Annotated in this window: 24 protein-coding genes; 17 read left to right on the top strand and 7 right to left on the bottom strand. The window is 72.1% G+C overall.

The features are described 5' to 3' along the window. Positions 1–3: 3 nt before the first annotated feature. The 4 genes from asnB to rsgA all read right to left on the bottom strand — a co-directional run bounded on the left by asnB (position 4) and on the right by rsgA (position 5,973). Positions 4–1,845: an asparagine synthase (glutamine-hydrolyzing) gene (gene asnB, locus AC07F3_RS00255; protein ID WP_479108908.1), complete on the bottom strand. Its 1,842-nt coding sequence runs from the start codon at positions 1,843–1,845 to the stop codon at positions 4–6. Between the two features lie 193 nt (positions 1,846–2,038). Then, positions 2,039–3,139, bottom strand: coding sequence for a calcium:cation antiporter (locus AC07F3_RS00250; protein WP_479108906.1), 1,101 nt, complete (start codon positions 3,137–3,139; stop codon positions 2,039–2,041). Positions 3,140–3,181: 42 nt separating this feature from the next. Further along, complete coding sequence (locus AC07F3_RS00245) at positions 3,182–4,552, bottom strand: DNA-3-methyladenine glycosylase 2 family protein (RefSeq protein ID WP_479108904.1); 1,371 nt, start codon at positions 4,550–4,552, stop codon at positions 3,182–3,184. Between the two features lie 314 nt (positions 4,553–4,866). After that, positions 4,867–5,973 (bottom strand): ribosome small subunit-dependent GTPase A, encoded by a 1,107-nt coding sequence (gene rsgA, locus AC07F3_RS00240; protein ID WP_479108902.1) that lies wholly within the window; start codon positions 5,971–5,973, stop codon positions 4,867–4,869. Positions 5,974–6,746: 773 nt separating this feature from the next. On the opposite strand from rsgA, the gene AC07F3_RS00235 reads away from it, so the two are divergent. Both AC07F3_RS00235 and AC07F3_RS00230 read left to right on the top strand, forming a co-directional pair. Continuing rightward, the gene (locus AC07F3_RS00235; RefSeq protein ID WP_479108900.1) at positions 6,747–8,495 is read left to right on the top strand and encodes an ABC transporter permease; all 1,749 of its coding nucleotides are present in this window, start codon (positions 6,747–6,749) and stop codon (positions 8,493–8,495) included. Between the two features lie 28 nt (positions 8,496–8,523). Then, a complete protein-coding gene (locus AC07F3_RS00230; RefSeq protein WP_479108899.1) occupies positions 8,524–9,927 on the top strand; it encodes an ABC transporter ATP-binding protein in 1,404 nt (467 codons plus the stop codon). 117 nt (positions 9,928–10,044) lie between these two features. Here AC07F3_RS00230 and AC07F3_RS00225 read toward each other — a convergent pair whose 3' ends face one another. Then, complete coding sequence (locus AC07F3_RS00225) at positions 10,045–10,449, bottom strand: ArsR/SmtB family transcription factor (RefSeq protein ID WP_479108897.1); 405 nt, start codon at positions 10,447–10,449, stop codon at positions 10,045–10,047. An 85-nt stretch (positions 10,450–10,534) separates the two neighbouring features. Here AC07F3_RS00225 and AC07F3_RS00220 point away from each other — a divergent pair, with 85 nt between their 5' ends. Continuing rightward, positions 10,535–10,927: a VOC family protein gene (locus AC07F3_RS00220; RefSeq protein WP_114041065.1), complete on the top strand. Its 393-nt coding sequence runs from the start codon at positions 10,535–10,537 to the stop codon at positions 10,925–10,927. Here AC07F3_RS00220 and AC07F3_RS00215 read toward each other — a convergent pair. Together AC07F3_RS00215 and AC07F3_RS00210 are read right to left on the bottom strand one after the other, a co-directional pair. After that, on the bottom strand, positions 10,867–11,589 hold the full coding sequence (locus AC07F3_RS00215; RefSeq protein ID WP_479108895.1) for a helix-turn-helix domain-containing protein: 723 nt from the start codon (positions 11,587–11,589) through the stop codon (positions 10,867–10,869). The two genes, AC07F3_RS00220 and AC07F3_RS00215, sit on opposite strands and share 61 nt — an antisense overlap. Before the next feature lie 38 nt (positions 11,590–11,627). After that, on the bottom strand, positions 11,628–12,809 hold the full coding sequence (locus AC07F3_RS00210; protein WP_479108893.1) for a YihY/virulence factor BrkB family protein: 1,182 nt from the start codon (positions 12,807–12,809) through the stop codon (positions 11,628–11,630). A 17-nt stretch (positions 12,810–12,826) separates the two neighbouring features. Here AC07F3_RS00210 and AC07F3_RS00205 point away from each other — a divergent pair, with 17 nt between their 5' ends. The 14 genes from AC07F3_RS00205 (at position 12,827) to AC07F3_RS00140 (ending at position 26,270) form a co-directional block, all read left to right on the top strand. Next, positions 12,827–14,461: an acyl-CoA dehydrogenase family protein gene (locus tag AC07F3_RS00205; RefSeq protein WP_479108891.1), complete on the top strand. Its 1,635-nt coding sequence runs from the start codon at positions 12,827–12,829 to the stop codon at positions 14,459–14,461. Between the two features lie 336 nt (positions 14,462–14,797). Then, the gene (locus AC07F3_RS00200; protein WP_479110549.1) at positions 14,798–16,051 is read left to right on the top strand and encodes a helix-turn-helix domain-containing protein; all 1,254 of its coding nucleotides are present in this window, start codon (positions 14,798–14,800) and stop codon (positions 16,049–16,051) included. A gap of 43 nt (positions 16,052–16,094) precedes the next feature. After that, positions 16,095–16,658, top strand: coding sequence for a GNAT family N-acetyltransferase (locus tag AC07F3_RS00195; RefSeq protein ID WP_479108889.1), 564 nt, complete (start codon positions 16,095–16,097; stop codon positions 16,656–16,658). Positions 16,659–16,833: 175 nt separating this feature from the next. Then, positions 16,834–16,917, top strand: a complete 84-nt coding sequence (locus tag AC07F3_RS00190; RefSeq protein WP_310591794.1) for a putative leader peptide — start codon at positions 16,834–16,836, stop codon at positions 16,915–16,917. A gap of 114 nt (positions 16,918–17,031) precedes the next feature. Beyond that, complete coding sequence (locus AC07F3_RS00185) at positions 17,032–18,729, top strand: nitrite/sulfite reductase (protein ID WP_479108887.1); 1,698 nt, start codon at positions 17,032–17,034, stop codon at positions 18,727–18,729. Continuing rightward, the gene (locus AC07F3_RS00180) at positions 18,726–18,905 is read left to right on the top strand and encodes a hypothetical protein (RefSeq protein ID WP_388983630.1); all 180 of its coding nucleotides are present in this window, start codon (positions 18,726–18,728) and stop codon (positions 18,903–18,905) included. Before AC07F3_RS00185 ends, AC07F3_RS00180 begins: the two co-directional genes overlap by 4 nt. After that, positions 18,902–19,603, top strand: coding sequence for a phosphoadenylyl-sulfate reductase (locus tag AC07F3_RS00175; RefSeq protein ID WP_479108885.1), 702 nt, complete (start codon positions 18,902–18,904; stop codon positions 19,601–19,603). Before AC07F3_RS00180 ends, AC07F3_RS00175 begins: the two co-directional genes overlap by 4 nt. A 29-nt stretch (positions 19,604–19,632) precedes the next feature. Then, positions 19,633–20,178 carry an adenylyl-sulfate kinase gene (cysC, locus tag AC07F3_RS00170; protein ID WP_469842064.1) on the top strand — a complete coding sequence of 182 codons (546 nt, stop codon included), beginning with the start codon at positions 19,633–19,635 and terminating at the stop codon, positions 20,176–20,178. Next, on the top strand, positions 20,175–21,110 hold the full coding sequence (cysD, locus tag AC07F3_RS00165) for a sulfate adenylyltransferase subunit CysD (protein ID WP_479108883.1): 936 nt from the start codon (positions 20,175–20,177) through the stop codon (positions 21,108–21,110). The genes cysC and cysD overlap by 4 nt, the downstream gene beginning before the upstream one ends. Beyond that, positions 21,111–22,460, top strand: a complete 1,350-nt coding sequence (locus tag AC07F3_RS00160; protein ID WP_479108881.1) for a sulfate adenylyltransferase subunit 1 — start codon at positions 21,111–21,113, stop codon at positions 22,458–22,460. Positions 22,461–22,696: 236 nt separating this feature from the next. After that, entirely contained in the window at positions 22,697–23,806 is a 1,110-nt protein-coding gene (locus AC07F3_RS00155) for an aliphatic sulfonate ABC transporter substrate-binding protein (RefSeq protein ID WP_479108879.1), read from the top strand. 44 nt (positions 23,807–23,850) lie between these two features. Continuing rightward, the gene (locus AC07F3_RS00150) at positions 23,851–24,645 is read left to right on the top strand and encodes an ABC transporter ATP-binding protein (protein WP_479108877.1); all 795 of its coding nucleotides are present in this window, start codon (positions 23,851–23,853) and stop codon (positions 24,643–24,645) included. After that, positions 24,632–25,522, top strand: coding sequence for an ABC transporter permease (locus AC07F3_RS00145; RefSeq protein WP_479108875.1), 891 nt, complete (start codon positions 24,632–24,634; stop codon positions 25,520–25,522). Before AC07F3_RS00150 ends, AC07F3_RS00145 begins: the two co-directional genes overlap by 14 nt. Before the next feature lie 7 nt (positions 25,523–25,529). Then, on the top strand, positions 25,530–26,270 hold the full coding sequence (locus AC07F3_RS00140) for a sirohydrochlorin chelatase (RefSeq protein WP_479108873.1): 741 nt from the start codon (positions 25,530–25,532) through the stop codon (positions 26,268–26,270). The last annotated feature ends 93 nt before the right edge of the window (positions 26,271–26,363 follow it).

Below are 26,363 nucleotides of genomic sequence, written 5' to 3'. Positions count from 1 at the left end.
CCGCTAGGCCGTCTTCAGCTCCGGCTTGTACAGGTCGAGCCAGATCGCCAGGTCGAGCGTGCGCTCCAGGCCGCGGCGCGAGGCCTGGTGGATCTGCGGGGCGCTCGCCTCGGCGGCCCGGCGCAGGCCCTCGCGGTCGATGAGGTCGAAGACGGGGTGGGAGGGCTGGGCCAGCAGGTCCTTGGCGTGGCCCTGGAGGGCGGTGGCGTACTTCGGGTCCTGCGTGGAGGGGTAGGGGCTCTTGACCCGGTCGTACACGGACCGCGGGATGACGTCCCGGGCCGCCTCGCGCAACAGGCTCTTCTCACGGCCGTCGAAGGACTTCAGCGACCAGGGCGTGTTGTACACGTACTCGACGAGGCGGTGGTCGCAGAACGGCACCCGCACTTCGAGCCCGACGGCCATGCTCGCGCGGTCCTTGCGGTCGAGCAGTACGCGTACGAAGCGGGTCAGGTGGAGGTGGCAGATCTTGCGCATCCGGTACTCGAAGTCGCTCTCGCCGTCCAGGCGTTGGATGCCGGCGACGGCCTTGTCGTAGGAGTCCTTGACGTAGGCGGGGACGTTCAGCGCGGCCGCCAGGTCCGGACGTATCAGGCCGGAGTCGTCGCCGAACTGCTCGGCGAACCTGACCAGCCAGGGGAAGGTGTCGGCCTGGCGGGCGGCCTCGTCGAAGAACTGCTTGTAGCCGCCGAAGACCTCGTCGGCCGACTCGCCGGACAGCGCGACCGTGGAGTGTTCGCGGATCGCCTTGAACAGCAGGTAGAGCGAGGCGTCCATGTCGCCGAAGCCCATGGGGATGTCGCGGGCGCGGATGACCTTGGCGCGGACCTCGGGGTCGGCGAGCGAGAGCGCGTCCAGGACGATGTCCTGATGGACGGTGCCGGAGCCGCGCGCCACGTCGTGGACGTAGGGGGTGTCGGGGGTGGCGCGGAGTTCGTCGGCGACGAAGTTCTCGGTCTGGCCGACGAAGTCGACGGCGAAGCTCCTCACCTGCTGGCCGACTTCGCCGAGCTGGCGGGCGGCGATCGCGGTCAGGGTGGAGGAGTCGAGGCCGCCGGAGAGCAGCATGCAGCGCGGTACGTCGGCGACGAGCTGACGCCGGACGATGTCGTCGAGCAGCTCGCGCACGCGGGCGACGCTGGTGTCGCGGTCGTCCTCGTGCGGGCGGGTCTGGAGGGACCAGTAGGTGTGGGTGCGCAGGCCGCCGCGGTCGAGGGTGACGACGGTGCCGGGCTCGACCTCCTTCATGCCGTCCCACACGGCGTGGCCGGGCGTCTTGACGAAGGTGAACAGCTCGCGCAGGCCGTCGAGCGAGACCGAGCGGCGGGCCAGCGGGTTGGCGAGGATCGCCTTGGGTTCGGAGCCGAACAGCACGCCGTCGGCGGTCTCGTAGTAGTAGAAGGGCTTGATGCCCATGCGGTCGCGGATCATGACCAGGCGCCGGCTGCGCTCGTCCCAGATCGCGAACGCGTACATGCCGTTGAGGCGTTCGGCGACGGCCTCGCCCCACTCCAGGTAGCCGTGCAGGACGACCTCGGTGTCGGAGTCGGTGGTGAACCGGTGCCCGCGCGCGGTGAGTTCGGCCTTCAGCTCGGTGTAGTTGTAGGTCTCGCCCGAGTAGACGAGGGCGACGGTCCGACCGCCCGCTTCGACGGTCATGGGCTGGCGCCCGCCCGGAAGGTCGATGATCGCTAGCCTGCGATGGCCGAGAGCTGCCGGTCCGTTGGCCCAGACGCCGCGGTCGTCGGGCCCCCTGCAGTCCATCGTCTCGGTCATCGCGTCGAGGGTGTCCCGCTCCGCGCGCAGTTCACGGTCGAAGGATATCCAGCCGGTGATGCCACACATACGTGCCTCCTGCTCGGCCTCTCCGGACGGTGGGGGGACGTTCCGCCGGCCGAATCGGATGTATTGAGCAACTACCTTTCGATCGTCCGACCGGGAGGGCATGCCGTCAACAAGGCCGTAACGGCGCTGACTTGAATGCATCGCCTAGTCGGCCGGGAACGTACGCCGGGCGGGGCAGGAGACGCGGAAGGAGTCAGGGGTTGACCGCGAGCTCGACGTACGCGGCGAACAGCGAGAGGTGCACGCCGCCCTGCATCAGGGTGGCGCGGCCGGGCACCACCGTGAGGATGCCGACCGCCACGGTCAGGGCGAGCAGCACCATGTGGCTCGCACCGAGCCCGAGCACCAGCGGCCCGGGCAGCCAGATGGTGGCGAGCGCGACGGCCGGAACGGTCAGGCCGATGCTGGCCATGGCCGAGCCGAGGGCCAGGTTGAGGCTGGTCTGTACGCGGTCGCGGCGGGCGGCGCGCACCGCGGCGATGGTCTCCGGCAGCAGCACGAGCAGCGCGATCACGACGCCGACGACCGAGGCGGGCAGACCCGCGGCGGCCACCCCGCTCTCGATGGTGGGCGAGACCCCCTTGGCCAGGCCCACGACCGCGACCAGCGCCACTGCGAGCAGGGCGACGCTGGTCCAGGCGGTGCGCACGGAGGGCGGGTTGGCGTGGCTGTCCTCCCGCATGACGTCGCCCTGCTGGGTCACCGGCAGGAAGTAGTCGCGGTGGCGCACGGTCTGGGTGGCGACGAAGAGCCCATACAGGAACACCGAGGCGATCGCGGCGAAGACGAGCTGCGCGGGCGAGAACTCGGGGCCCGGCTTGCTGGTGGTGAACGTCGGCAGCGCGAGGCTGAGACCCGCCAGGGTGGTGACCGTCGCGAAGGCAGTGACGGTCCCCTCGGCGTTGAACACGGCGAGCCTGCGGCGCAGGGCGCCGACGAGCAGGCACACCCCGACGATCCCGTTGCAGGTGATCATCACGGCGGCGAAGACGGTGTCCCGGGCGAGCGAGGCGCTCTTGTCGCCGCCGTCCGACATCAGGGTGACGATCAGGGCCACCTCGATGACGGTCACCGCGACCGCGAGCACCAGCGACCCGAACGGCTCGCCCACCCGGTGCGCGACGACCTCGGCGTGGTGGACCGCGGCGAGCACCGCACCGGCCAGGAAGCAGGCCACCAGGGCGACGACCGCGGCGGGCAGCGAGCGCCCCCACGTCAGCGCGAGCAGCGCGAGGGCGAGCGGCGGCAGCACGGCCGACCAGCGGTCCAGGGGCAGGCGCGCGAGACGGATCATGCCTTCGACGTTCCCAGAAGTGCCCCGGGCCCGCCCGTCGGACTACTGCTCTCCGGCGGCCTCGACCTCCAGGTGGCGCAGGGCGTAGGAGCGCCAGGGCCGCCAGGCGTCCGCCCCCGCCGGGCCCACGTCCGGGTCGCCGAGCGCCCGGGTCCGGATCGTCCGGACGGTCGTCTCGGCCATGCCGGGGAGCGTGCGCAGGATCCGCGCGGCCTCCTCGCGGTCGGCACCGGCGTCCAGCCGCAGGACGCCGTCGGCGAGCGCGGCCGCGAGGGCCGCGAGGTGCGGGTCGGGGTGGGCGGCGAGCACGTCGGGTTCGGGGAACAGATGGGTGAGCGTGCCGCAGGGCAGGTCGAGCCGTTTGCCGTACGTCTCCACGAGAGCGGCCGCGCGGTCCCTCCCGGCCAGCGCGCGCACCGCGCACTCGTCGGGATCCGCCGCGCCCGGCGAGCGGAGCCCCGGGGTCCGCGCGACGAGCGGGGCCAGCCGCGGATCGGCGCCGAGCCGCTCGTCCACGGCGTACGGGTCGGCGTCCAGGTCGAACAGGCGGCGCAGGCGCTGCACGGCGGTGGTGAGGTCGCGCAGGTCGGTGAGGTGGATCCGGGCGTCCAGCCAGCCCTGCCGGGCCGGGGTGTGCGCGGGCGCGGCCTCGTCGACGGCCACGACGGCGGTGCCGTGGGGCAGGCGCAGGGTGCGGCGGTAGGTGCGAGCGCCCGGCGCTCCGACGACCTCCTCCACCCGGGCCACGGCCTCGGCCGCCAGCAGGTCGAAGGTCTCCTTCCTCGCGTACGGGCCCCGGTGGGCGAGCCTGAGCGGCACTCCGGCGCTCGCCGCGACCCCGGCCTTCGTCGCCCGGGTGCCGGCCTCCTCGCGCAGGGCGCTGGGGGTGCGGGCGTAGATCTGCCGGATCGTGTCGTTGAACTGCCGCACGCTGGCGAACCCGGAGGCGAAGGCGATCTCGGTGACCGGCAGCGCGGTGGTCTGGAGCAGCACCCGGGCCGCGTGGGCGCGCTGCGCGCGGGCCAGGGCGACCGGGCCCGCGCCCACCTCGGCGGTGAGCTGGCGCTGCACCTGCCGGGTGCTGTAGCCGAGCCGTCCGGCGAGGCCGGGCACGCCTTCGCGGTCGACCACGCCGTCCCCGATCATCCGCATGGCCCGGCCCACGACGTCGGCCCGCGCGTTCCACTCGGCGGAGCCGGGCACCGCGTCCGGGCGGCAGCGGCGGCAGGCCCGGAAGCCGTGGCCCTGGGCGGCGGCCGCGCTGGGGAAGAACCTGACGTTCTTGCGTCGGGGGGTGACGGCGGGGCAGCTCGGGCGGCAGTAGATGCCGGTGGTTGAGACGGCGAAGAAGAACTCGCCGTCGAACCGGGCGTCCCGGCTGGTGACCGCCTCGTACCGCGTGTCGTCGTCCATCACCCTTGCAGTGTGCGGCGCCCCTCCGGGGGTGGCTGGCGGATTTCAGACGCCGCGCTCCCCCCACCCCCTGGGGCTCCGCCCCAGACCCCGTTCGCGCCTAAAGGGCGCTCGTCCTCAATCGCCGGACGGGCTAAAAATGCCCATGCCGACCAGCACCATGCTGTTAAGGGGCGCGGGGAACTGCGCGAGAAGCGAGCACGGTCCGCACACGAACGAGGGGTTAGGGGCGCGGGGAACTGCGCGACCGGGTGCGGGCGGGGCGGCGCCGCGAGGGGGCGCGGGGGCAGCCCCCGCGCCCCGCAGGGTGAGGGTCAGCGGAGGCGCCCCCGCTTGGCCTCCGCGTTCGCCCGCCCAACCGCCCCCTTCGCCTTCCAGTCCCGCCGCATCTCCGCCCGCAGCCGCGCATCCGTCTTCGCGACGATCCGCTGGTTCTCGCGCAGGAGCTTGCGGTAGCTCTCCAGGCGACGTTGCGCGAGCGAGCCGTCCTCGATCGCGGCGAGCACCGCGCACCCCGGCTCCGCCTCGTGCGCGCAGTCGTGGAAGCGGCAGTCGGCGGCCAGTTCCTCGATCTCGGAGAAGACCTGGCCGACGCCCGACTCCGCGTCGTAGAGGCCGACCCCCCGAAGCCCGGGGGTGTCGATGAGGACACCGCCGCCGGGCAGCACCAGCAAGTTGCGGGTGGTCGTGGTGTGGCGGCCCTTGCCGTCGACCTCGCGGGCCGCCTGGACCGCCATCACCTCCGCGCCGAGCAGGGCGTTCGCGAGCGTGGACTTGCCCGCGCCGGACTGCCCGAGCAGCACGCTCGTACCGCCCGCGACGACCGCGGCGAGGATCTCGACGCCCTCGCCGGTGGCCGCGCTGACCGGCAGGACCTGCACCCCGGGCGCGCTGGCCTCCACGTCCCGGACGAGGTAGGAGAGCCCGACCGGGTCGGGGACCAGGTCGGCCTTGGTGAGGACGACCAGCGGCTGCGCGCCCGACTCCCAGGCCAGGGCCAGGAAGCGTTCGATGCGGCCGAGGTCGAGCTCGACGGCGAGCGACACGGCGATGATCGCGCTGTCGACGTTGGCCGCGAGGATCTGCGCCTCGGACCGGTTGGAGGAGGTGCTGCGCACGAACGCGGTGCGGCGCGGCAGGTAGGCGCGGACGAACCGGGGGTCGCCGCCCGGCTCGACGGCGGCCCAGTCGCCGGTGCAGATGACCCGCATCGGGTCGTGCGGGGTGACGAAGGCGGTGTCGGCGCGCAGGGTGCCGTCCGCGGTCACCACGTCGCACTGGCCGCGGTCGACCCGCACGACCCGGCCGGGCACCAGGCCCTGCACGGCGTACGGGGCGAACTCGGCCGCCCAGGCGTCGTCCCAGCCGTATGCGGCGAGCGGGCGCGACGAAGTGGAGGTGTTGAAAGCAGAGGAAGACAAGGGGGACCCTTCGAAGGGCGGTCCCGGCGCCACGCGCTCAGGCGTGGAGGCAGTAGTCGGTCAGCCGGAGACCACGGGGATGTGAGGGATGAGCTTCGGGATGCGGGCAGCGCCCTTCGCAGCGACAGCCATCGTTCACACCTCCCCAACCGGCACACACCAACCGCGGCGACCTTGCGTCGCCGCTCGAACAGTCCCCGACTCTAGAGACACCTCGGCCGGGGCGCCAGCGATTTAATTTCCGTGACCGTGACCGTGACTGAAGCCTGTGACTGTGACCCCGGACGCGCTTGGGCAGGCGGCGGGTCGCCACTTCCCGCCGCATCCGTCAACTCGCCGCCGGTTCAAGGGACTTCGGGATCCGATTCCGCACCGCCACCCCGACTCCCGCCGGGCGCGGCCCAGTCGTACGTCTCGGCCCGCGCGGACCGGGCATCCCGGGCCGACCGCTCCGTACCGGCCACCCAGAGCCTTATTTGCACATCAGTGCAAGAAAAGGCACACTGCACAGGCCACTGGAAACCACATCGCCGAAGGGGGCAGCCATGGACGCAGATCCTCCCAGTCCGCGCCGCCCCGCCGGGCGTCTCTGACCTTTCCCTTCGCCTGCCGCCCCTCGCCACGGGGCCGGTGCGGCGGGGCGCTGCGGCCTGATTCTCCGGGCCCCGCGCCCTCCCCTTTCCTTTCTCACCACGTCGGGCTCCGCCGCGCCGGGGTGCGCGGTCGCGCCCCCGGGACTCCTGTGCCCACAGTGTGGTCGGAGGTTTCTTGTGATGTCGTTCCGGACGAGCGGTCCCCCCACCCGGGCCACCTCCCGCCTCGCCGGCCGCCTGGCCCGGCTGAGCTGGGTCGACGCGGTGGTCGCCGCGGCCGTGCTCGTGCTCTTCTACGTCGTCCTCCAGGTGGGCCACGGAACCACGGTCCGGTTCTCCACCGATCAGTCGCTCAAGGTCGACACCGATCCGGTCCGACTGCCCTACGACGCCGCGCGCTCGCTGCTGAGGATGTTCATCGCGCTCGCCGCCTCGATCGTGTTCACCTTCGTGTACGCCCTCGCCGCGGCCAAGAGCCGACGCCTGGAACGCATCCTGATCCCGGCGCTCGACATCCTCCAGTCGGTGCCGGTGCTCGGCTTCCTCACGGTCGCCGTCAGCGGGTTCATCGCCCTGTTCCCCGGCTCCATGCTGGGCCTGGAGTGCGCGTCGATCTTCGCGATCTTCACCTCGCAGGCCTGGAACATGACGTTCGGCTTCTACCACTCCCTGACCTCGCTCCCCCGCGAACTCGACGAGCTGTCACGGTCGTTCAGATTCACGCGGTGGATGCGGTTCTGGCGGGTCGAGCTGCCCTCCGGGATGATCGGCCTCATCTGGAACGGCATGATGAGCTTCGGCGGAGGCTGGTTCTTCCTCGTGGCCTCGGAGGCCATCAGCGTCAACAACAGGGACTACGCGCTGCCCGGCGTCGGCTCCTACGCGGGCGCGGCCATCGCGGACGGTGACCTCGGCCGGGTCGGCTGGGCCATTCTCACCATGGCGATCATGGTCATCGGCGTGAACTTCTTCTTCTGGCGGCCGCTGACCGCCTGGGCCGAGAAGTTCAAGAACGAGCAGTCCGAGGCCAGCGAGATCCAGCGCTCCGTGGTCCTCGACTTCCTGCGCCGCTCCGCCTGGCCGCGACTGCTCGGCAAGGCGCTGCGCCCGATGGGGCGGGCGCTCGGCCGCGCGGGACGCGTCTTCGGCACCGACGACCGGCCGCTGGCCGTCGATGGGGCGCGCCGGCGCACCGGGGACATCACCTTCACCGTCGTCGCGGGCGCGCTCATCCTGTGGGGCCTGTTCGACCTCGGCCGCTACCTCCACGACGAGACCGGGCTCGGCGTCTTCGGCGAACCCCTCCTGCTCGGCCTCGCGACGCTGGCCCGGGTGGTGGTTTTGGTGGCCGCGGCCACCGTGATCTGGGTGCCGATCGGCGTGAAGATCGGCTTCTCGCCGCGCCTCACCCGCATCGCCCAGCCCGTCGTGCAGGTCCTCGCGAGCTTTCCCGCCAACTTCCTCTTCCCGCTGGCCGTCTGGTTCTTCCTCAGGACCGGCCTGTCCATCAACATCGGCGGCATCCTGCTGATGGCGCTCGGCGCCCAGTGGTACATCCTCTTCAACACCATCGCGGGCGCCATGTCGATCCCCAGCGACCTGCGCGAGGCCATGGACGACCTGGGCGTGCGCGGCCGGCAGCGCTGGAAGCGGCTGATCCTGCCCGGCATCTTCCCCTCGTACGTCACCGGCGGCATCACCGCGTCGGGCGGCGCCTGGAACGCCTCGATCGTCGCGGAGGTCGTCACCTTCGGCGGCACCACCCTGACGGCCACCGGCCTCGGCGCCTACATCGCCCGGGCCACCGCATCCGGCGACTTCCCGCACCTGCTCGCGGGCGTGGCGGTGATGAGCCTGTACGTCGTCGGCCTCAACCGCCTGCTGTGGCGCCGCCTGTACCGGCTGGCCGACACCCGCTACGCCCTCTGACACCCCTGACCTTTCCTGGAGCCCCCTCATGGTGCTGAACACCCTTCGCGCCCTGCGCAACGCACGGCACGCGGTCGCCCCGGCCGCTCCCCGCCCGGCCGACGGCGAGATCCTGCTCGAAACGGTCGGTCTGACCAAGGCGTACGCCGGCGCCGACGGCGAGCTGCCCGTCCTCGGCGGCATCGACCTCCAGGTGCGGGCGGGCGAGGTCGTCGCGCTGCTCGGCAAGTCGGGGTCGGGCAAGTCGACGCTGCTGCGCTGCCTGGCCGGGCTCGTGCCGCCGAGCTCCGGCACGGTGTCCTACCGCGGCGCCCCGCTGAAGGGTGCCAACCCGGGCACGGCCATGGTGTTCCAGACCTTCGCGCTGCTGCCCTGGCTGACCGTGCTGCAGAACGTCGAGCTCGGTCTCGAGGCCCGGGGCGTACCGGCGGACGCGCGGGCGGACGCGGCCCGCCAGGCCATCGACCTGATCGGTCTCGACGGCTTCGAGTCGGCCTACCCCAAGGAGCTCTCGGGCGGCATGCGCCAGCGCGTCGGTTTCGCCCGCGCCCTGGTGGTGGAGCCGGACGTCCTGATGATGGACGAGCCGTTCTCCGCGCTCGACGTGCTGACCGCGGAGAACCTGCGCGGCGAGCTGATGGAACTGTGGGAGTCGGGCCAGTTCCCGACCCGGGCGATCGTCCTGGTGACCCACAACATCGAGGAGGCGGTCCTGATGGCCGACCGGATCGTGGTGCTCGGCTCGCGGCCGTACGGCACGATCCGCGAGACCTTCGAGGTGGGTCTCGAAAGGCCCCGCGACCGCGACGCGCCCGCCTTCGACGAGCTCATCGACCGGGTCTACCGCACGATGACGGGCCGCCCGAAGGAGTCGGTCAAGGAGGCGGTACGCACGGGAGAGGCGCTTTCGGGCCGCGCCGAGGGCGTCGAGGTGGACCGGCGCACCCCCGCGAACACCCCGCTGCCCGGTGCGAGCGTGGACGGCCTGTCCGGTCTGGCCGAGATGGTCGCCCACCGCGGCGGGAGCTGCGACCTGGCGGACCTCGCCGACGACCTCGGCCTGGAGATCGACGACGTGCTGCCGCTGGTGGACGCGCTCGAACTGCTCGGCTTCGCCGCCGTCAGCGACGACGACCTGATGCTCACCGACCGGGGCACGACGTTCGCGGGCGCCGACGTACGCAGCTCCAAGCAGATCTTCGCGGAGGCCGGCCTGGAGGCGCCGCTGGTCCGGCTGATCACCACGAGCCTGCGCCAGAGCCCGGGGGCCACCCTGCGCGCGGGCTTCTTCCGCGACGTGCTGGCCCACCACTACACGAGCGAGCAGGTGGCCCAGCAGCTGGAGACGGCCACGGACTGGGGCCGGTACGCGGAGCTGTACGGCTACGACGCGGAGCGGGAGGAGTACCGGCTGGACGAGAGTGCCGCGTGACTCTCCTCCTCCGCACGGCAAGCGCCCTGAAGGGCCGCGCGATCAGCTGCGGACGGCCCGCGGGGGAACTCCCCTACATCCGGGAGCAGCCCTCTTCAGATCCTCGGCCCGGGCAGGTCACTGCTCGGTGACCGGGCGCGGGGCCCTGGCTCTGCGGGTGGCTCGCACCGGCACGGCACCCTGCGCCGCGGCGGGCGCCGACGCGGCTCCCTCGGGCGATACGGCGAGGGCCACCACGGACGCCTCCTCCAGGAGTGAGCGCACGCCCGGCCCGGCCGCCCGGTAGAAGATCCGCGTGCCGTCCCGGCGCGATGTGACGAGCCCGGCCGCACGCAGCTTGGCCAGGTGCTGCGAGGTGGCGGCGACATGCGCGCCGATGACGTCCGCGAGCGCGCTCACCGGCAGCTCGGCCCCGCTGAGCGCCCACAGCAGGCGGTACCGCGAGGGGTCCGCCACCGCCTTCAGGACGGCGACCGCCCGGTCGGCCCGCTCCGCGTCCCAGCTCTCCATTTGCGCTCCCATGCAAATAGCGTAGCGGAGCCGGGGCCCGGCGGGCCTGTCCGTTTCGTACAAGACCCCCGCGCGCCGCGCTGCCTACCGTGAAGCCATGACTCCACGACTCGACTCCATCGGCCTGGTAGTGGCCGACATGGCCGCATCCCTCGCCTTCTACCGCCGTCTCGGCCTGGACGTTCCGGCCGACGCGGACACCCAGCCGCATGTGGAGTGCACGCTCCCCGGCGGCACCCGGGTGCTGTGGGACACCGAGGACACCATCCGCTCCTTCGACCCGGACTGGACGCGCCCCGAGGGCAGCGCCCGTACCGGACTCGCCTTCGCATGCGACTCGCCCGCCGAGGTCGACGCGACCTATGACGCGCTGACGGCGGCCGGGTACGACGGCCACCTCAAGCCGTGGGACGCGTTCTGGGGACAGCGTTACGCGGTCGTCCACGATCCGGACGGCGTCGAGGTCTCGCTGTTCGCCGCGCTCGCGTAGTCGGTCAGCGTCATCCCGGCCAGCGAGCGCATCTCCCGTGCCAGGTGTGCCTGGTCGGCGCAGCCGGCCGTGAGCGCGGCCTCGGCGAACGGCACGCCCCGCCGTACGAGGCCCAGCGCGCGCTGGAGGCGCAGGATGCGGGCCAGCGTCTTGGGTCCGTAGCCGAAGGCGTCGAGGCAGCGGCGGTGCAGCTGGCGGGCGCCGAGCCCGGCCTCGGCGGCGGTCGCCGTGACGCTCCACCCGGCGGCGAGGCGCTCCGCCACCGCCCGCGTCAGCGGGTCGGGGCCGGGCGCCCTCGCCAGGGCCGCGGCTTCGAGGGCGGCGGCCGGGGCGGCGGCCGCGCCGATCCGCTCGGCAAGCGCGCGCACCTCCGCGCCGGCCCAGAGGTCGTCGAGCGCCACCCGGCTGTCGCGCAGCTCGTGGGCCGGGACGCCGAACAGGGCGGGCCCGGCGCCCGGCGCGAAGCGGATCCCGGCGTACCGCGTGCCGGGGGCGGTGTCGGGCACGTACGCCCGGGTGTCGGGTCCCGCCACCAGGAGGCGCCCCTCGCACCAGAGCAGGTCCATGCAGCCGTCCGGAAGGACGGGGCGCTCGTCGCCCGCGGCCACGGTCCTGGTCCAGACCACGGCGCCGGGCACCCGCGACGGCCGCTCTCGGTACATGCGGTCGAGGGTAGCTCCGGCCGCGCGCGGGCCGCCGGTCAGTCGGGGTCGCGCGGGAGCCTCTCGTGCTCGCGCGGCGCCTTCTCCTCGGGCCTCTTCGCGTGGTGCAGCCGGGACTTGACGTCGGCCGGGGGCAGGAACTTCGACCAGCGCTCGGGGAACTCGGACGGCATCCCGGGGTCGAGCGCCTCGTCGCCGTCCTCGCTCTCGTCGAAGAGCATCGGCTGGACGGGGTGGGCGCGGGCCATGAGGTGGGCGGCCTGCGCGGTGCGCACCCGGTCGCTCGCCTCGCGGGCGGCGGCCGTGGCGACCGACGGCCAGACCCGGTCGATGGCGGCGTTGACGGCCGCCCCCACCAGCACCGCGAACGCCGAGATGCCGATCCACAGCAGCACCGCGATGGGCGCCGCCAGGGAACCGTAGATGGTGGGGCCCTCCACCGTGCTGGTCAGGTAGATCCGCAGCAGGAACGAGCCCAGCACCCACATCGCGAGGGCGACCAGCGCGCCCGGCACGTCCTCGATCCACGGGGAGCGGACCGGCACCGAGACGTGGAAGAGGGTGGTGAGGAAGGCGATGGACAGCAGGATCATCGTCGGCCAGTACAGGAAGCTGATCACGTCCGTGCCCCACGGGATCAGCTCGACCACCCGGTCCGGGCCGACCACCGCGAGCGGCAGCACGACCGCGCCGATCAGCAGCGCGACGACGTACAGGAGCAGCGACAGGAGCCGCGTCTTGACGATGCCCCGGGTCCCGTCGAGCCCGTACATGACGGTGATGGTGTCGATGAAGACGTTGACGGCGCGCGAGCCCGACCACAGGGCGATGGCGAAGCCGATCGAGACGATTTCCGGACGCTTGCCCTTGGTGACGTCGTCGAGGAGCGGCTGCGCGAACTCGTGCACGCCGCGATCGGAAAGGACGGTCCCGGCCGCGTTCAGGATGTTCTGCTCGATGCTGGCCACCGTGTGCGTGCTGGTCCAGCCGTCCACGTAGCCGAGCAGCGCGATGACACTGAGCAGGAGCGGGGGCAGCGAGAGCAGCGTGAAGAACGCGGCCTCGGCGGCCAGGCCCAGGATGCGGTACTCGACACAGGAGTTGACGGTGTCCTTGAGGAGCAGCCAGCCCAATTTCCGCTTGGAGACATTGCGGTAGATGACGCGGGCCCGATGAAGGCGGCCGGATGTCCGCTCGGGTGTTTCATTTGCTGGCTGCACGTCCTTACCGTATCGGCATGGCACCCACCACCCACACAGTGACCAACCAGGCTCCGCCCCTGGTCGGGTACGACGTCTTCACCGCCGACCGGGCCCTCACCGAGGCGGTCGGGCGGCACATCGCGCCGGAGCTCGCCGACGAGGTGCGCGAGGAGCTCGCGGTCCTCGGACGGTCGGCGGGATCGGCCCAGGCGCAGGAGTGGGGTGTGCTGGCCAACGAGAATCCGCCGAAGCTGCGCACCCACGACCGGTACGGCAACCGCGTCGACGAGGTGGAGTTCCACCCCAGTTGGCACCGGCTGCTCGGCAAGGCCGTCTCCGCCGGGCTCACCGACGCCTGGGGGCGGCCCGCCGGGCATGTGCGGCGGGCCGCCGGATTCCTGGTGTGGACGCAGGCGGAGGGCGGCCACGGCTGCCCGGTCTCCATGACGCACGCGGCGGTGCCCGCGCTGCGCACCGACCCGGCGCTGGCCGCCGAGTGGGAGCCGCGGCTCACCTCGCACGTGTACGAGGAGGGGCTGCGGCCCGCCGCCGAGAAGGGCGGGGTGCTCTTCGGGATGGGCATGACGGAGAAGCAGGGCGGCAGCGACGTACGGGCGAACACCACGGCCGCGACCCCGCTGGCCGCCGCCGGCGAGTACGTCCTGACCGGGCACAAGTGGTTCTGCTCCGCGCCGATGAGCGACGGGTTCCTGGTGCTCGCCCAGGCTCCCGGCGGCCTGACGTGCTTCCTGGTGCCGCGGGTCCTCGCCGACGGCACCCGCAACGCGTTCGCGATCCAGCGGCTCAAGGACAAGCTGGGCAACAGGTCGAACGCGTCGAGCGAGGTCGAGTTCGACGGGACCTGGGCGCGCCGGGTCGGTGAGGAGGGGCGCGGGGTGCGCACCATCATCGAGATGGTGGCGGCCACCCGGCTCGACTGCGTCATCGGCTCGGCGGCGATCATGCGGCAGGCCGTGGCGCAGGCGGTCCACCACGCCTCGTACCGAAGTGCGTTCGGCGGGTTGCTCGTCGACAAGCCGCTGATGCGCAACGTGCTCGCCGATCTGGCGCTGGAGTCGGAGGCGGCGACCACGCTGGCGCTGCGCCTCGCGGCCGCCTACGACGCCGACACGGAGGAGGAGCGGGCGTTCCTGCGGCTCGCGGTGCCTGCCGCCAAGTACTGGGTCACCAAGCGGTGTACGCCGGTGGCGGGCGAGGCGCTGGAATGCCTCGGCGGCAACGGCTACGTGGAGGAGTCCGGGATGCCGCGGCTGCTGCGCGAGGCTCCGCTGAACTCGATCTGGGAGGGCTCGGGGAACGTCCAGGCCCTCGACGTCCTGCGGGCCCTGCAACGCGAGCCGCAGGCCATCAACGCCTTCCTCCAGGAGGTCGGCAGGGCGCGCGGCGCGGATCACCGCTTGGACGGGGCGATCAAGGACCTGCTGACCGAACTCGCCGATCTGGACGGCATCGAGGCGCGGGCGCGGCGGCTGGTGGAGCGGGTGGCGCTGGTGCTCCAGGGTTCGCTGCTGGTGCGCTGGGCGCCGCCCGAGGTCGCGGACGCGTTCTGTGCCTCGCGGCTCGGCGGCGACTGGGGGACGGCGTTCGGGACGCTGCCGCACACCCTGGATCTGGCGTCCGTGGTGGAGCGGGCCCGCGTCGAGGTGTGAGCGGCGGGCCGCGCCGCGGCTGAAAACCGGTGCCCGCGCCGGGAGGTCCGTCGGGGGTGGTGCTGCGCCGACACGGCACCACCCCCGCGCTCTCATGCGTCCGACGACGGAGCATGACGACCGGACTTCCGGTGCTCCTTCACTTTCGTACGCACGCACGGCCGTTCGCGAGAGTTGCAAAGGGTTGCAACCATGTGGGGCATATCGCCCCGCGCCAACTCCCGGACGGGCACGATGAATTCAGGACACGCGGGCTCAGCACGTGCCGGACGCCGGTGTCGACAGCAGGAGGATTCCGTGGGGACCAACACGCTCGACGTGGCCCGGCTGGCCGCGATGGACTCCAAGGAGGCCACCCGGCTCCTGAAGAGCATGCGCGCGGCCGCCCTGGAGGGCCGGCGCACCAGGGTCGTGCCGCGTACGGACATCGAGGAGTCCTGGCGCCGGATGCTGAGCAGCGGCCTCAACCCGGACGGGGACCACCACGGCGGTCTGCTCCCGCTGGACGAGGTCGAACGGCGCAGACGCGACTCGCCGTTGACGGAGGTCCTTCCGGTGCTGCGCGAGGCGCTGGTGTCGGTCGCGGACGCGGCCCAGCACATCATGGTCGTCTCCGACGCCGACGGGCGGCTGCTGTGGCGCGAGGGCCACCCGTCCGTCCTGAAGCAGGCGGACCGTCTGGGCTTCCAGGTGGGGGCCGACTGGAGCGAGGCGGTCGTCGGCACCAACGGGGTGGGCACCGCGCTGGTGACCGGCCGCCCCGTGCAGGTGTTCTCGGCCGAGCACTTCGTCGCCGCCCACCACACCTGGACGTGCGCGGGCGCGCCCGTCGTCGACCCGCGCGACGGACGGCTGATCGGGGTGGTGGACATCAGCGGCCCGCTCAGCACCATGCACCCCGCCACCCTGTCCTTCGTGACCTCGGTGACCCGGCTCGCCGCGGCCGAGCTGCGCAACCGGCACTTCGCGGCCCTGGAGCGGCTGCGCACGGTGGCCGCGCCGGTGCTGTGCCGGGTGGGCGGGCGGGCGCTGGCCGTCGACGACAACGGCTGGGTCGCGGCGGTCACGGGCATGCCGCCGACGGAGCGGCTCGCGCTGCCGAAGTCGCCGCGCAGGGGCCGCGTGTGGCTGCCCTCCCTCGGCATGTGCACGATCGAGCCGCTGCCGGGCGGCCGGCTCGTGCAGGTGGCCGAGGAGTCGGGCGGTCCGGGTGCCGCGACGGCCCGGCGGGTGGTGCTCGACCTCAGCCGGCCCCGGCGCTGTTCGGTGACGGTCACGGGCGACGCGGGCAGCTGGACGCAGGAGCTCAGCCCCCGCCACGCGGAGCTGCTGTTCCTCCTGGCGCTGAACCGGGAGGGGCGCAGCGCGGCCGAGCTGGCGCAGGACATCTTCGAGGACGCGACGCGCACGGTGACCGTACGGGCCGAGATGTCGCGCCTGCGCCGCCATCTCGCGGAGGTGCTCGCGCACCGCCCGTACCGCTTCAGCGAGGACGTGCGGGTGGAGGTGGTCGAGCCGGACCGGCCGGCGGACCTGCTCCCCCACTCCGCGGCCCCGGCGGTCAGACTGGCCCGCGGCCGCCACCCCTGACCTGCGTTGGAAGCCGTGCGGGACGCATGATTGCCTGGCGTCCATGAGTATCACCGTGACCACCTGGTCCCTCGAACAGACCTCGGTCGATGATCTGCGGCCGGCCGCCGAGCCGTCCGGCGACGTCCGGATCGTGCGCGCCGAGGTTCCCTCACCGGAGTTCAGCCGCTTCCTCTATACGGCGGTCGGCGGTGACATCAAGTGGATCGACCGGCTCGGCATGACGTACGCCGAGTGGGAGCGGGCGCTCGACAAGCCGGGCACGGAGACCTGGGTGGCCTACGAGCGGGGCACGCCCGCGGGCTATGTCGAGCTGGAGGCCCAGCCCGGTGGCTCGGTGGAGATCGTCTACTTCGGCCTGATCCCCGCCTTCCGCGGCCGGCGCATCGGCGGCCACCTGCTGACGTACGGGATCCGGCGGGCCTGGGACCTGGCGGAGCGCTGGCCCGGGCTGCCGGCCACCGAGCGGGTGTGGCTGCACACCTGCTCGCTGGACGGGGAGCACGCCATGGACAACTATCTGCGGCGCGGGTTCAAGCTCTTCGAGACCAAGGAGGAGCAGGCCGAGGACACCGCCGCGCCGGGGCCGTGGCCGGGCGCGTTCTGAGCGGACGGCCGGGCCGCCGGAAGGCGGCTCCGGAGCGTCCGGGACGGGCTCCGATGAAGCGGAGCCACCACCTCCACCAGTGACCCGGGCCACACCGTCTCATGATGCAGGACAGCTTTGTCCACATTCTGGATAGTGGTGGACTGGGTCTAAAGTCCCGTGACACGCTTCCTTCATGTCTGGAACTGGAATTGCCTTGGTGAGTCGGCGGCACGTCGACCTCGGCCGCATGTCCAGCGCCATCTGTCCGGCACGCTGACACCTTCAGCACCGCCGCGAAACTCTTTCCCTCTGTCCTGACTGCGCACCGCCGCGCCGAAGCGCGAGTGTGCAGGTCAGAGCCGCCCTCCTGCAGTCCCGAAGGACATAAGACATGGCCTCCACCCCTGAAAACCCTGCCGCCGCGACGCCCCGCCGCAAGCCGGGCCGCCACCGCGGTGAAGGCCAGTGGGCCGTGGGCCACTTCACGCCGCTCAATGGGAACGAGCAGGTCAAGAAGGACGACGACGGTCTCAATGTGCGGACACGTATTGAGACGATCTACTCGAAGCGCGGCTTCAACTCCATCGACCCCAGCGACCTGCGCGGCCGGATGCGCTGGTGGGGGCTCTACACCCAGCGCAGGCAGGGCATCGACGGCGGCAAGACCGCGGTCCTGGAGCCGGAGGAGCTGGACGACGAGTACTTCATGCTCCGCGTCCGCGTCGACGGCGGCCGGCTGACCACCGAGCAGCTCCGGGTGATCGGCGAGATCTCCCAGGAGTTCGCGCGTGGCACCGCCGACCTCACCGACCGGCAGAACATCCAGTACCACTGGATCCGCATCGAGGACGTCCCCGAGATCTGGAACCGCCTCGAAGCGGTCGGCCTGTCCACCACCGAGGCCTGCGGCGACACCCCACGCGTCATCCTCGGCTCGCCCGTCGCCGGCATCGCGGCGGACGAGATCATCGACGGCACCCCGGCCATCGAGGAGATCCACCGCCGCTTCATCGGCAACCCGGCCTTCTCCAACCTGCCCCGCAAGTTCAAGACGGCCGTCTCCGGCTCCCCGCAGCTGGACGTCGCGCACGAGATCAACGACGTCGCGTTCGTCGGCGTCGAGCACCCCGAGCACGGGCCCGGCTTCGACCTGTGGGTCGGCGGCGGCCTGTCCACCAACCCCAAGCTCGGCGTGCGGCTCGGCGCCTGGGTGCCGCTCGACGAGGTGCCGGACGCCTTCGAGGGCGTCATCTCCATCTTCCGCGACTACGGCTACCGGCGGCTGCGCACCCGCGCCCGCCTGAAGTTCCTCGTCGCCGACTGGGGCCCGGAGAAGTTCCGCCAGGTCCTGGAGGACGAGTACCTGGGCCGCAAGCTCCTCGACGGGCCCGCGCCCGAGCAGCCGAAGGACGTCTGGCGCGACCACCTCGGCGTGCACCGCCAGAACGACGGCCGGTTCTACATCGGCTTCGCGCCCCGGGTCGGCCGCGTCGACGGCGCCACCCTGAGCAAGATCGCCGAGCTCGCCGAGACGCACGGCTCGGGCCGCCTGCGCACCACCGCCGAGCAGAAGCTGATCGTGCTCGACGTCGCCGAGGACCGGGTCGACTCGCTCGTGTCCGGACTGGAGTCGCTCGGCCTCAAGGTCAACGCCTCCCCGTTCCGCCGCGGCACCATGGCCTGCACCGGCATCGAGTTCTGCAAGCTCGCCATCGTCGAGACCAAGGCGCGCGGCGCCTCGCTCATCGACGAACTGGAGCGCCGCATCCCGGAGTTCGACGAGCCCATCACCATCAACATCAACGGCTGCCCCAACTCCTGCGCCCGCATCCAGGTCGCCGACATCGGCCTCAAGGGCCAGCTCGTCCTGGACGCCGACGGCAACCAGGTCGAGGGCTTCCAGGTGCACCTGGGCGGCGCGCTCGGCCTGGAGGCCGGGTTCGGCCGCAAGGTCCGCGGCCTGAAGGTCACCTCCGCCGAGCTGCCCGACTACGTCGAGCGGGTCCTCACGCGCTTCCAGGCGGAGCGCGCCGAGGGCGAGCGGTTCGCCGCCTGGGCCGCCCGCGCGAGCGAGGAGGCCCTGTCGTGAGCGAGCGTGCGGCGCCCTTCTACTGCCCCTACTGCGGGGACGAGGACCTGCGTCCCAACGAGAGCGGCCACGGCGCCTGGGAATGCGCGGCGTGCAACCGGGCCTTCCAGCTGAAGTTCCTCGGGCTGCTCGCCCGCGGAGTCCAGCGCAACGACAGCGGAGGGGAAGCGATATGACGGCCACTCAGACCGCCGAAGACCTCAAGGCGCTCGCCGAGCAGGCGGGCCGGGACCTCGAAGAGGCCTCCCCCCTGGAGATCCTCCAGTGGGCCGCCGACACCTTCGGCAAGCGGTTCTGCGTCACCTCCTCCATGGAGGACGCGGTCGTCGCGCACCTCGCCTCGCGCGCCCTGCCCGGCGTGGACGTGGTGTTCCTCGACACCGGTTACCACTTCCCCGAGACGATCGGCACCCGGGACGCGGTCGCCGAGGTGATGGACGTCAACGTCATCACCCTGGCCCCGCGGCAGAGCGTCGCCGAGCAGGACGCCGAGTACGGCCCCAAACTCCACGACCGCGACCCCGACCTGTGCTGCGCGCTGCGCAAGGTCAAGCCCCTTGAGGACGGCCTCCGTCCGTACGCCGCCTGGGCCACCGGGCTGCGCCGCGACGAGTCCCCGACCCGGGCGAACACCCCGGTGGTCGGCTGGGACGAGAAGCGGCAGAAGGTCAAGGTGTCGCCGATCGCCCGCTGGACGCAGGACGACGTGGACGCCTACGTCGCGGAGCACGGTGTGATCACCAACCTCCTCCTCATGGACGGCTACCCGTCGATCGGCTGCGCGCCCTGCACCCGCCGGGTCGCCGAGGGCGAGGACGCGCGGGCCGGGCGCTGGGCCGGACGCAACAAGACCGAGTGCGGGCTGCACGGATGACGGCCAGTCAGAACGATCAGGAGACTTCGATGAGCGTGACGGAGGCGGGAGCCACCATCTGGCTGACCGGTCTGCCGAGCGCCGGCAAGACCACCATCGCGTACGAGCTCGCGGGCCGGCTGCGCGAGGGCGGGCACCGGGTGGAGGTGCTCGACGGCGACGAGATCCGCGAGTTCCTCTCGGCGGGCCTCGGCTTCAGCCGCGAGGACCGGCACACCAATGTGCAGCGCATCGGCTTCGTCGCCGAACTGCTCGCCGCCAACGGCGTGAAGGCCCTGGTCCCGGTGATCGCGCCGTACGCCGACAGCCGCGAGGCCGTGCGCAAGCGCCACCAGAACGAGGGCACCGCCTATCTGGAGGTGCACGTCGCGACCCCGGTGGAGGTCTGCGCCGTCCGCGACGTGAAGGGCCTGTACGCCCAGCAGGCGGCGGGCGAGATCAGCGGCCTGACCGGCGTGGACGACCCGTACGAGGCGCCCGAGGCGCCGGACCTGCGGATCGAGTCGCACACCCAGACCGTGCAGGAGTCCGCCGCAGCCCTCTTCGCGCTGCTCACCGAGAGGGGCCTGGCATGACGTCGGCAGTCAGCGTGACCGAGGGCGTCGACAGCCCGTACGCGCTCAGCCACCTGGACGCCCTGGAGTCCGAGGCGGTGCACATCTTCCGCGAGGTGGCGGGCGAGTTCGAGCGGCCGGTGATCCTCTTCTCCGGCGGCAAGGACTCCATCGTCATGCTGCACCTGGCCCTCAAGGCGTTCGCGCCGGCCGCCGTGCCGTTCTCGCTGCTTCACGTGGACACCGGGCACAACTTCCCCGAGGTCCTCGCCTACCGCGACCGGGTCGTGGCCGAGCACGGCCTGCGCCTGCACGTCGCCTCGGTGCAGGAGTACATCGACGCGGGCAAGCTGCGCGAGCGGCCCGACGGAGTGCGCAACCCGCTCCAGACGGTGCCGCTCACCGAGGCGATCCAGCAGCACCGCTTCGACGCGGTGTTCGGCGGCGGCCGCCGCGACGAGGAGAAGGCACGCGCCAAGGAGCGGGTGTTCTCGCTGCGCGACGAGTTCTCGCAGTGGGACCCGCGCCGCCAGCGCCCGGAGCTGTGGCAGCTCTACAACGGCCGGCACGCCCCCGGCGAGCACGTCCGGGTGTTCCCGCTGTCCAACTGGACCGAGCTGGACGTGTGGCAGTACATCGCCCGCGAGGACATCGCCCTGCCGGGGATCTACTTCGCCCACGAGCGCGAGGTGTTCAAGCGGTCGGGGATGTGGCTGACCGCCGGCGAGTGGGGCGGCCCCAAGGCCGACGAGAGCGTCGAGACCCGTCTGGTGCGCTACCGCACCGTGGGCGACATGTCCTGCACCGGCGCCGTCGACTCCGACGCGACGACGCTGGACGCCGTCATCACCGAGATCGCCGCGTCGAGGCTCACCGAGCGGGGCGCCACCCGCGCCGACGACAAGCTGTCCGAGGCCGCGATGGAAGACCGCAAGCGCGAGGGGTACTTCTAAATGTCCAACTCCGTTGACACTGCGGTGCAGTTGGCCGACCTGTCGGCCACCACGCTGCTCCGCTTCGCGACCGCCGGGTCCGTCGACGACGGCAAGTCCACCCTGGTGGGCCGCCTGCTGCACGACTCCAAGTCGGTCCTCACCGACCAGCTCGAAGCCGTCGAGGCGGCCTCGCTCAAGCGCGGCCAGGAGGCACCGGACCTGGCGCTGCTCACCGACGGCCTGCGGGCCGAGCGCGAGCAGGGCATCACCATCGACGTGGCCTACCGCTACTTCGCGACCCCGCGGCGCCGGTTCATCCTGGCCGACACCCCCGGGCACGTGCAGTACACCCGCAACATGGTGACGGGCGCGTCCACCGCCGACCTCGCCGTGGTCCTGGTCGACGCCCGCAACGGCGTCATCGAGCAGACCCGCCGGCACGCCGCGGTCGCCGCCCTGCTGCGCGTCCCGCACGTGGTCCTCGCCGTCAACAAGATGGACCTGGTGGCGTACGAGGAGAAGGTCTTCGCGGCCATCGCCGAGGAATTCACCGCGTACGCGGGCGAGTTGGGCGTTCCCGAGATCACCGCGATCCCGATCTCGGCGCTCGCCGGGGACAACGTGGTGGAGCCCAGCGCCCACATGGACTGGTACGGCGGCCCCACCGTCCTGGAGCACCTGGAGACGGTCCCGGTCAGCCACGACCTGACCGGCTGCCACGCCCGGCTGCCCGTGCAGTACGTGATCCGGCCGCAGACCGCCGAACACCCCGACTACCGGGGATACGCGGGCCAGATCGCCGCCGGTACGTTCCGGGTCGGCGAGCCGGTGACCGTGCTGCCCTCGGGGCGCACGAGCACGGTGGCCGGGATCGACCTGCTCGGCGAGTCCGTCGACGTCGCCTGGACGCCGCAGTCCGTCACCCTCCTGCTCGAGGACGACATCGACATCTCGCGCGGCGACCTGATCGTGCCGAGCGGGGACGCGCCCGCCACCACCCAGGACGTCGAGGCGACCGTCTGCCACGTCGCCGACCAGCCCCTGACGGTGGGTCAGCGAGTGCTGCTCAAGCACACCACGCGCACCGTCAAGGCGATCGTGAAGGAGATCCCGTCCCGGCTGACCCTGGACGACCTCTCGCAGCACCCCAACCCGGGCCAGCTCGTCGCCAACGACATCGGCCGGGTCCTGGTGCGCACCGCCGAGCCGCTCGCGCTCGACTCCTACGCCGACTCGCGGCGCACCGGGTCGTTCCTGCTGATCGACCCGGCCGACGGCACCACGCTCACGGCCGGCATGGCGGGCGCCTCCTTCGCCACCGACAAGGTCCTCACCACCGTCGACGACGAAGAGGGCTGGGACTTCTGATGGCCCACCACGACATCTACTCGACGTTCGCGAAGGAGGGCGGCCGCGTGGGCAGCGGCGTCCTCGGCAGCGGCCAGGGCGGGGTGGCCCGATGTGCGCGATGACGTACGCGCACCGCTCGCGCGCCCCGAGGCACCACCCTCCCCCACGCCGAAGACCCGCCGACTCCCCGGCCGCGTCCCGGAGTTGAGACTCCGCGAGACGTAAGCACCGGGCCTCCGAGAGGACACCCTCCCGTGCCTGCCAGCTCCGCTGTGAAACGCAGCCTCGTCGCCGCCGCCACCCTGCCCCTGCTCTTCGGAGCCCTCGCCGCCTGCGGCTACGGTTCCGCCGCCAAGGACGACGCGGGCAAGGCCGCGCCCGCCGCGGACGGCAAGAAGCTCTCCGCCGACTCCGTGAAGATCGGCTACTTCCCCAACCTGACCCACGCCACGGCGCTGGTCGGTGTGCAGGAGGGCCTGTTCCAGAAGGAGCTGGGCGGCACCGCCGTCAAGACGTCCACCTTCAACGCGGGGCCCTCCGAGATCGAGGCCCTCAACGCGGGCTCGATCGACATCGGCTGGATCGGCCCCTCGCCCGCGATCAACGGGTACACCAAGTCCAAGGGGCAGAGCCTGCGCATCATCGGCGGCTCCGCGTCCGGCGGTGTGAAGCTCGTGGTCAACCCGAGCAAGATCAAGTCGGTCGACGAGCTCAAGGGCAAGAACATCGCGACGCCGCAGCTCGGCAACACCCAGGACGTGGCCTTCCTCAACTGGCTGGCCGACAAGGGGTGGAAGGTCGACGCGCAGAGCGGCAAGGGCGACGTCAACGTGGTCCGCACCGACAACAAGATCACCCCGGACGCCTACAAGTCCGGCTCGATCGACGGCGCCTGGGTGCCCGAGCCGACGGCGTCCAAGCTGGTCCAGGAAGGCGGCAAGGTCCTTCTGGACGAGTCCGACCTGTGGCCCGACCACCAGTTCGTGATCACCAACATCATCGTGTCGCAGAAGTTCCTGAAGGAGCACCCCGACGTCGTCGAGGCGGTCCTGCGCGGCTCGGTGAAGACCAACGAGTGGATCGCGACCCACCCCGACCAGGCGAAGGCCTCGGCGAACGCCGCGCTCAAGAAGCTCTCCGGCAAGGAGCTGCCGGCGGACATCATCGACCCGGCGTGGAAGTCGATCCAGACCCTGGACGACCCGCTGGCCGCCAGCCTCCAGGCGCAGGCCGACCACGCGGTGAAGGCCGGCCTCCTCAAGAAGCCCGACCTCAAGGGCATCTACGACCTGGACCCGCTCAACAAGGTCCTCAAGTCCCTGGGCAGGCCCGAGGTCGGCGACGCCGGTCTCGGCGCCAACTAGTCCCCCAACCAGCCGGTTCTCAGGTTTCCCAGGAGGTGACGACCATGGCCACCGCACTCGCCAAGGCCACGGACCGCACGGCGGCAGCGCACGAGTACGCCGCCCGGATCGAGCATGTCTCGAAGTCCTTCGGCGGTCCCACGGGACCGCAGCTCGTCCTCGACGACATCTCACTCGATGTCGCTCCGGGTGAGTTCGTCACCCTCCTGGGCGCCTCCGGCTGCGGAAAGTCGACGCTGCTCAACCTGGTCGCGGGCCTGGACGCGCCCACCGCGGGCACCATCGAGACGCCGGGCGGGCGGCCCGCCCTGATGTTCCAGGAGCACGCCCTGTTCCCGTGGCTGACCGCGGGCAAGAACATCGAGCTCGCCCTGCGGCTGCGCGGGGTGCCCAAGAACGACCGGCGCGAGCGCGCCGAGGAGCTCCTCGCCCTGGTCCGCCTCCAGGGCGCGTACGGCAAGCGGGTGCACGAGCTGTCCGGCGGCATGCGCCAGCGCGTGGCGATGGCCCGCGCCATCGCGCAGGACTCCCAACTCCTGCTGATGGACGAGCCGTTCGCGGCCCTGGACGCCATCACCCGCGACGTGCTGCACGACGAGCTGACCCGCATCTGGCACGAGACGCACCTGTCGGTCCTGTTCGTGACGCACAACGTGCGCGAGGCGGTCCGGCTCGCCCAGCGGGTGGTGCTGCTCTCCTCGCGGCCGGGCCGGGTGGCGCACGAGTGGACGGTGGACATCGACCAGCCGCGCCGCATCGAGGACGCCGAAGTGGCGGAGCTCTCCGTCGAGATCACTGAACAACTGCGTGGGGAGATCCGCCGCCATGGCCAGCACTGAGACCACCGAGGTCAAGGACGCCCCGGAGCTCGGCAGCCTCGAAGCGGGGCTCGACGCGCTCGAAACCGTCCAGACGCACCGCACGCCGCTGCGCGAGGTGTTCGTCAGGAAGGTCCTGCCCCCGCTGACCGCGGTCGCCCTGGTCCTGGTGGTGTGGCAGGTCCTGGTCTCGGCGAAGGTCACCGACGAGTACAAGCTGCCCGCTCCGGCCGCGGTCTGGTCGAGCCTGCGGGACATGTGGCTCCAGGGCACCCTGCTCGACGTCGTGTGGACCAGCGTCTCGCGCGGCCTGCTCGGCTTCCTGCTCGCCCTGGCCATCGGCACCCCGCTCGGGCTGCTCGTGTCCCGCGTCAAGTTCGTGCGGGCGGCCATCGGCCCGATCCTGTCCGGCCTCCAGTCCCTGCCGTCGGTGGCCTGGGTCCCCCCGGCCGTGCTCTGGCTGGGCCTCAACGACTCGATGATGTACGCCGTGATCCTGCTCGGCGCGGTTCCCTCCATCGCCAACGGCCTGGTCTCCGGCGTCGACCAGGTGCCGCCGCTGTACCTGCGGGCGGGCCGCACGCTGGGCGCGACCGGGGTGCGGGGCGCCTGGCACATCCTGATGCCCGCCGCGCTGCCGGGCTATCTGGCCGGCCTGAAGCAGGGCTGGGCCTTCTCCTGGCGTTCGCTGATGGCCGCCGAGATCATCGCCTCCTCGCCCGATCTGGGTCTGGGGCTCGGCCAGTTGCTGGAGAACGGTCGCAACAACTCCGACATGCCCGGCATCTTCCTCGCGATCGTCCTGATCCTGCTCGTGGGCATCGCCATCGACCTGCTGATCTTCAGCCCGCTGGAGCGCCGTGTGCTGCGCGGCCGCGGGCTGCTCGTGAAGGGCTGAGCCGCCCGTGCACCGCCCGGTCCTCCTCGTCATCGCCCACGGCAGCCGCGACCCGCGGCACGCCGCGACCGTGCACGCCCTGGTGCGGCGGGTGCGGTCGCTGCATGCCGGTCTGCGCGTGGAGACCGGGTTCCTGGACTTCAACGCGCCGTCCGTCCCGCAGGTCCTGGACCGCCTCGCCCTGGAAGGCGTACGGGACGTGGTGGCGCTCCCCCTCCTCCTGACCCGAGCCTTCCACGCCAAGGCGGACATCCCGGCCGTGCTGAGCCAGGCCCCGGCCCGCCTGAACATCCGCCTCGCCGATGTCCTCGGCCCCTCGCCCCTGCTGCTCGCCGCGCTGGAGCGACGGCTGTACGAGGCGGGGCTCAGCCCCGCCGACAAGCGCTCGACCGGGGTCGTCCTGGCCTCGGCGGGCTCCACCGACCCGGAGGCGATCGCAGTGATCGCTGAAATCGCGCGGGAGCTGCGGCACACCGGTTGGTGCGCCGTGCGACCTGCGTTCGCCTCCGCGGCCCTGCCCCGTACGGAAGACGCCGTACGGGAGCTGAGGGCCCAGGGCGTGCGCCGCACAGCGGTCGCCCCCTACGTCATAGCCCCCGGCTTCCTCCCCGACCGCATAGCCCGGGGCGCCGCGGAGGCCGACGTCCTGTCCGACGTCCTGGGCCCGGCACCGGAGTTGGCCCGCCTCCTGCTGACCCGCTACGAGGAGGCGAGAGCCGCCACGCACACCCCGGCACTGACTGCCTGAGCCACGTAGAGTGCGGAGGCCCCGCCCCGCCGGATCGCCACCTCCGCTGCTTCGCGCCCCGTCGACCGGCGTGGAGCCCGCCCCTCGCGCGGG

The organism is Streptomyces sp. NPDC045846, assembly GCF_056431605.1.
The sequence above is the reverse complement of the archived record's forward strand: the minus strand, read 5'-3'. Positions and strand labels throughout refer to the sequence as shown.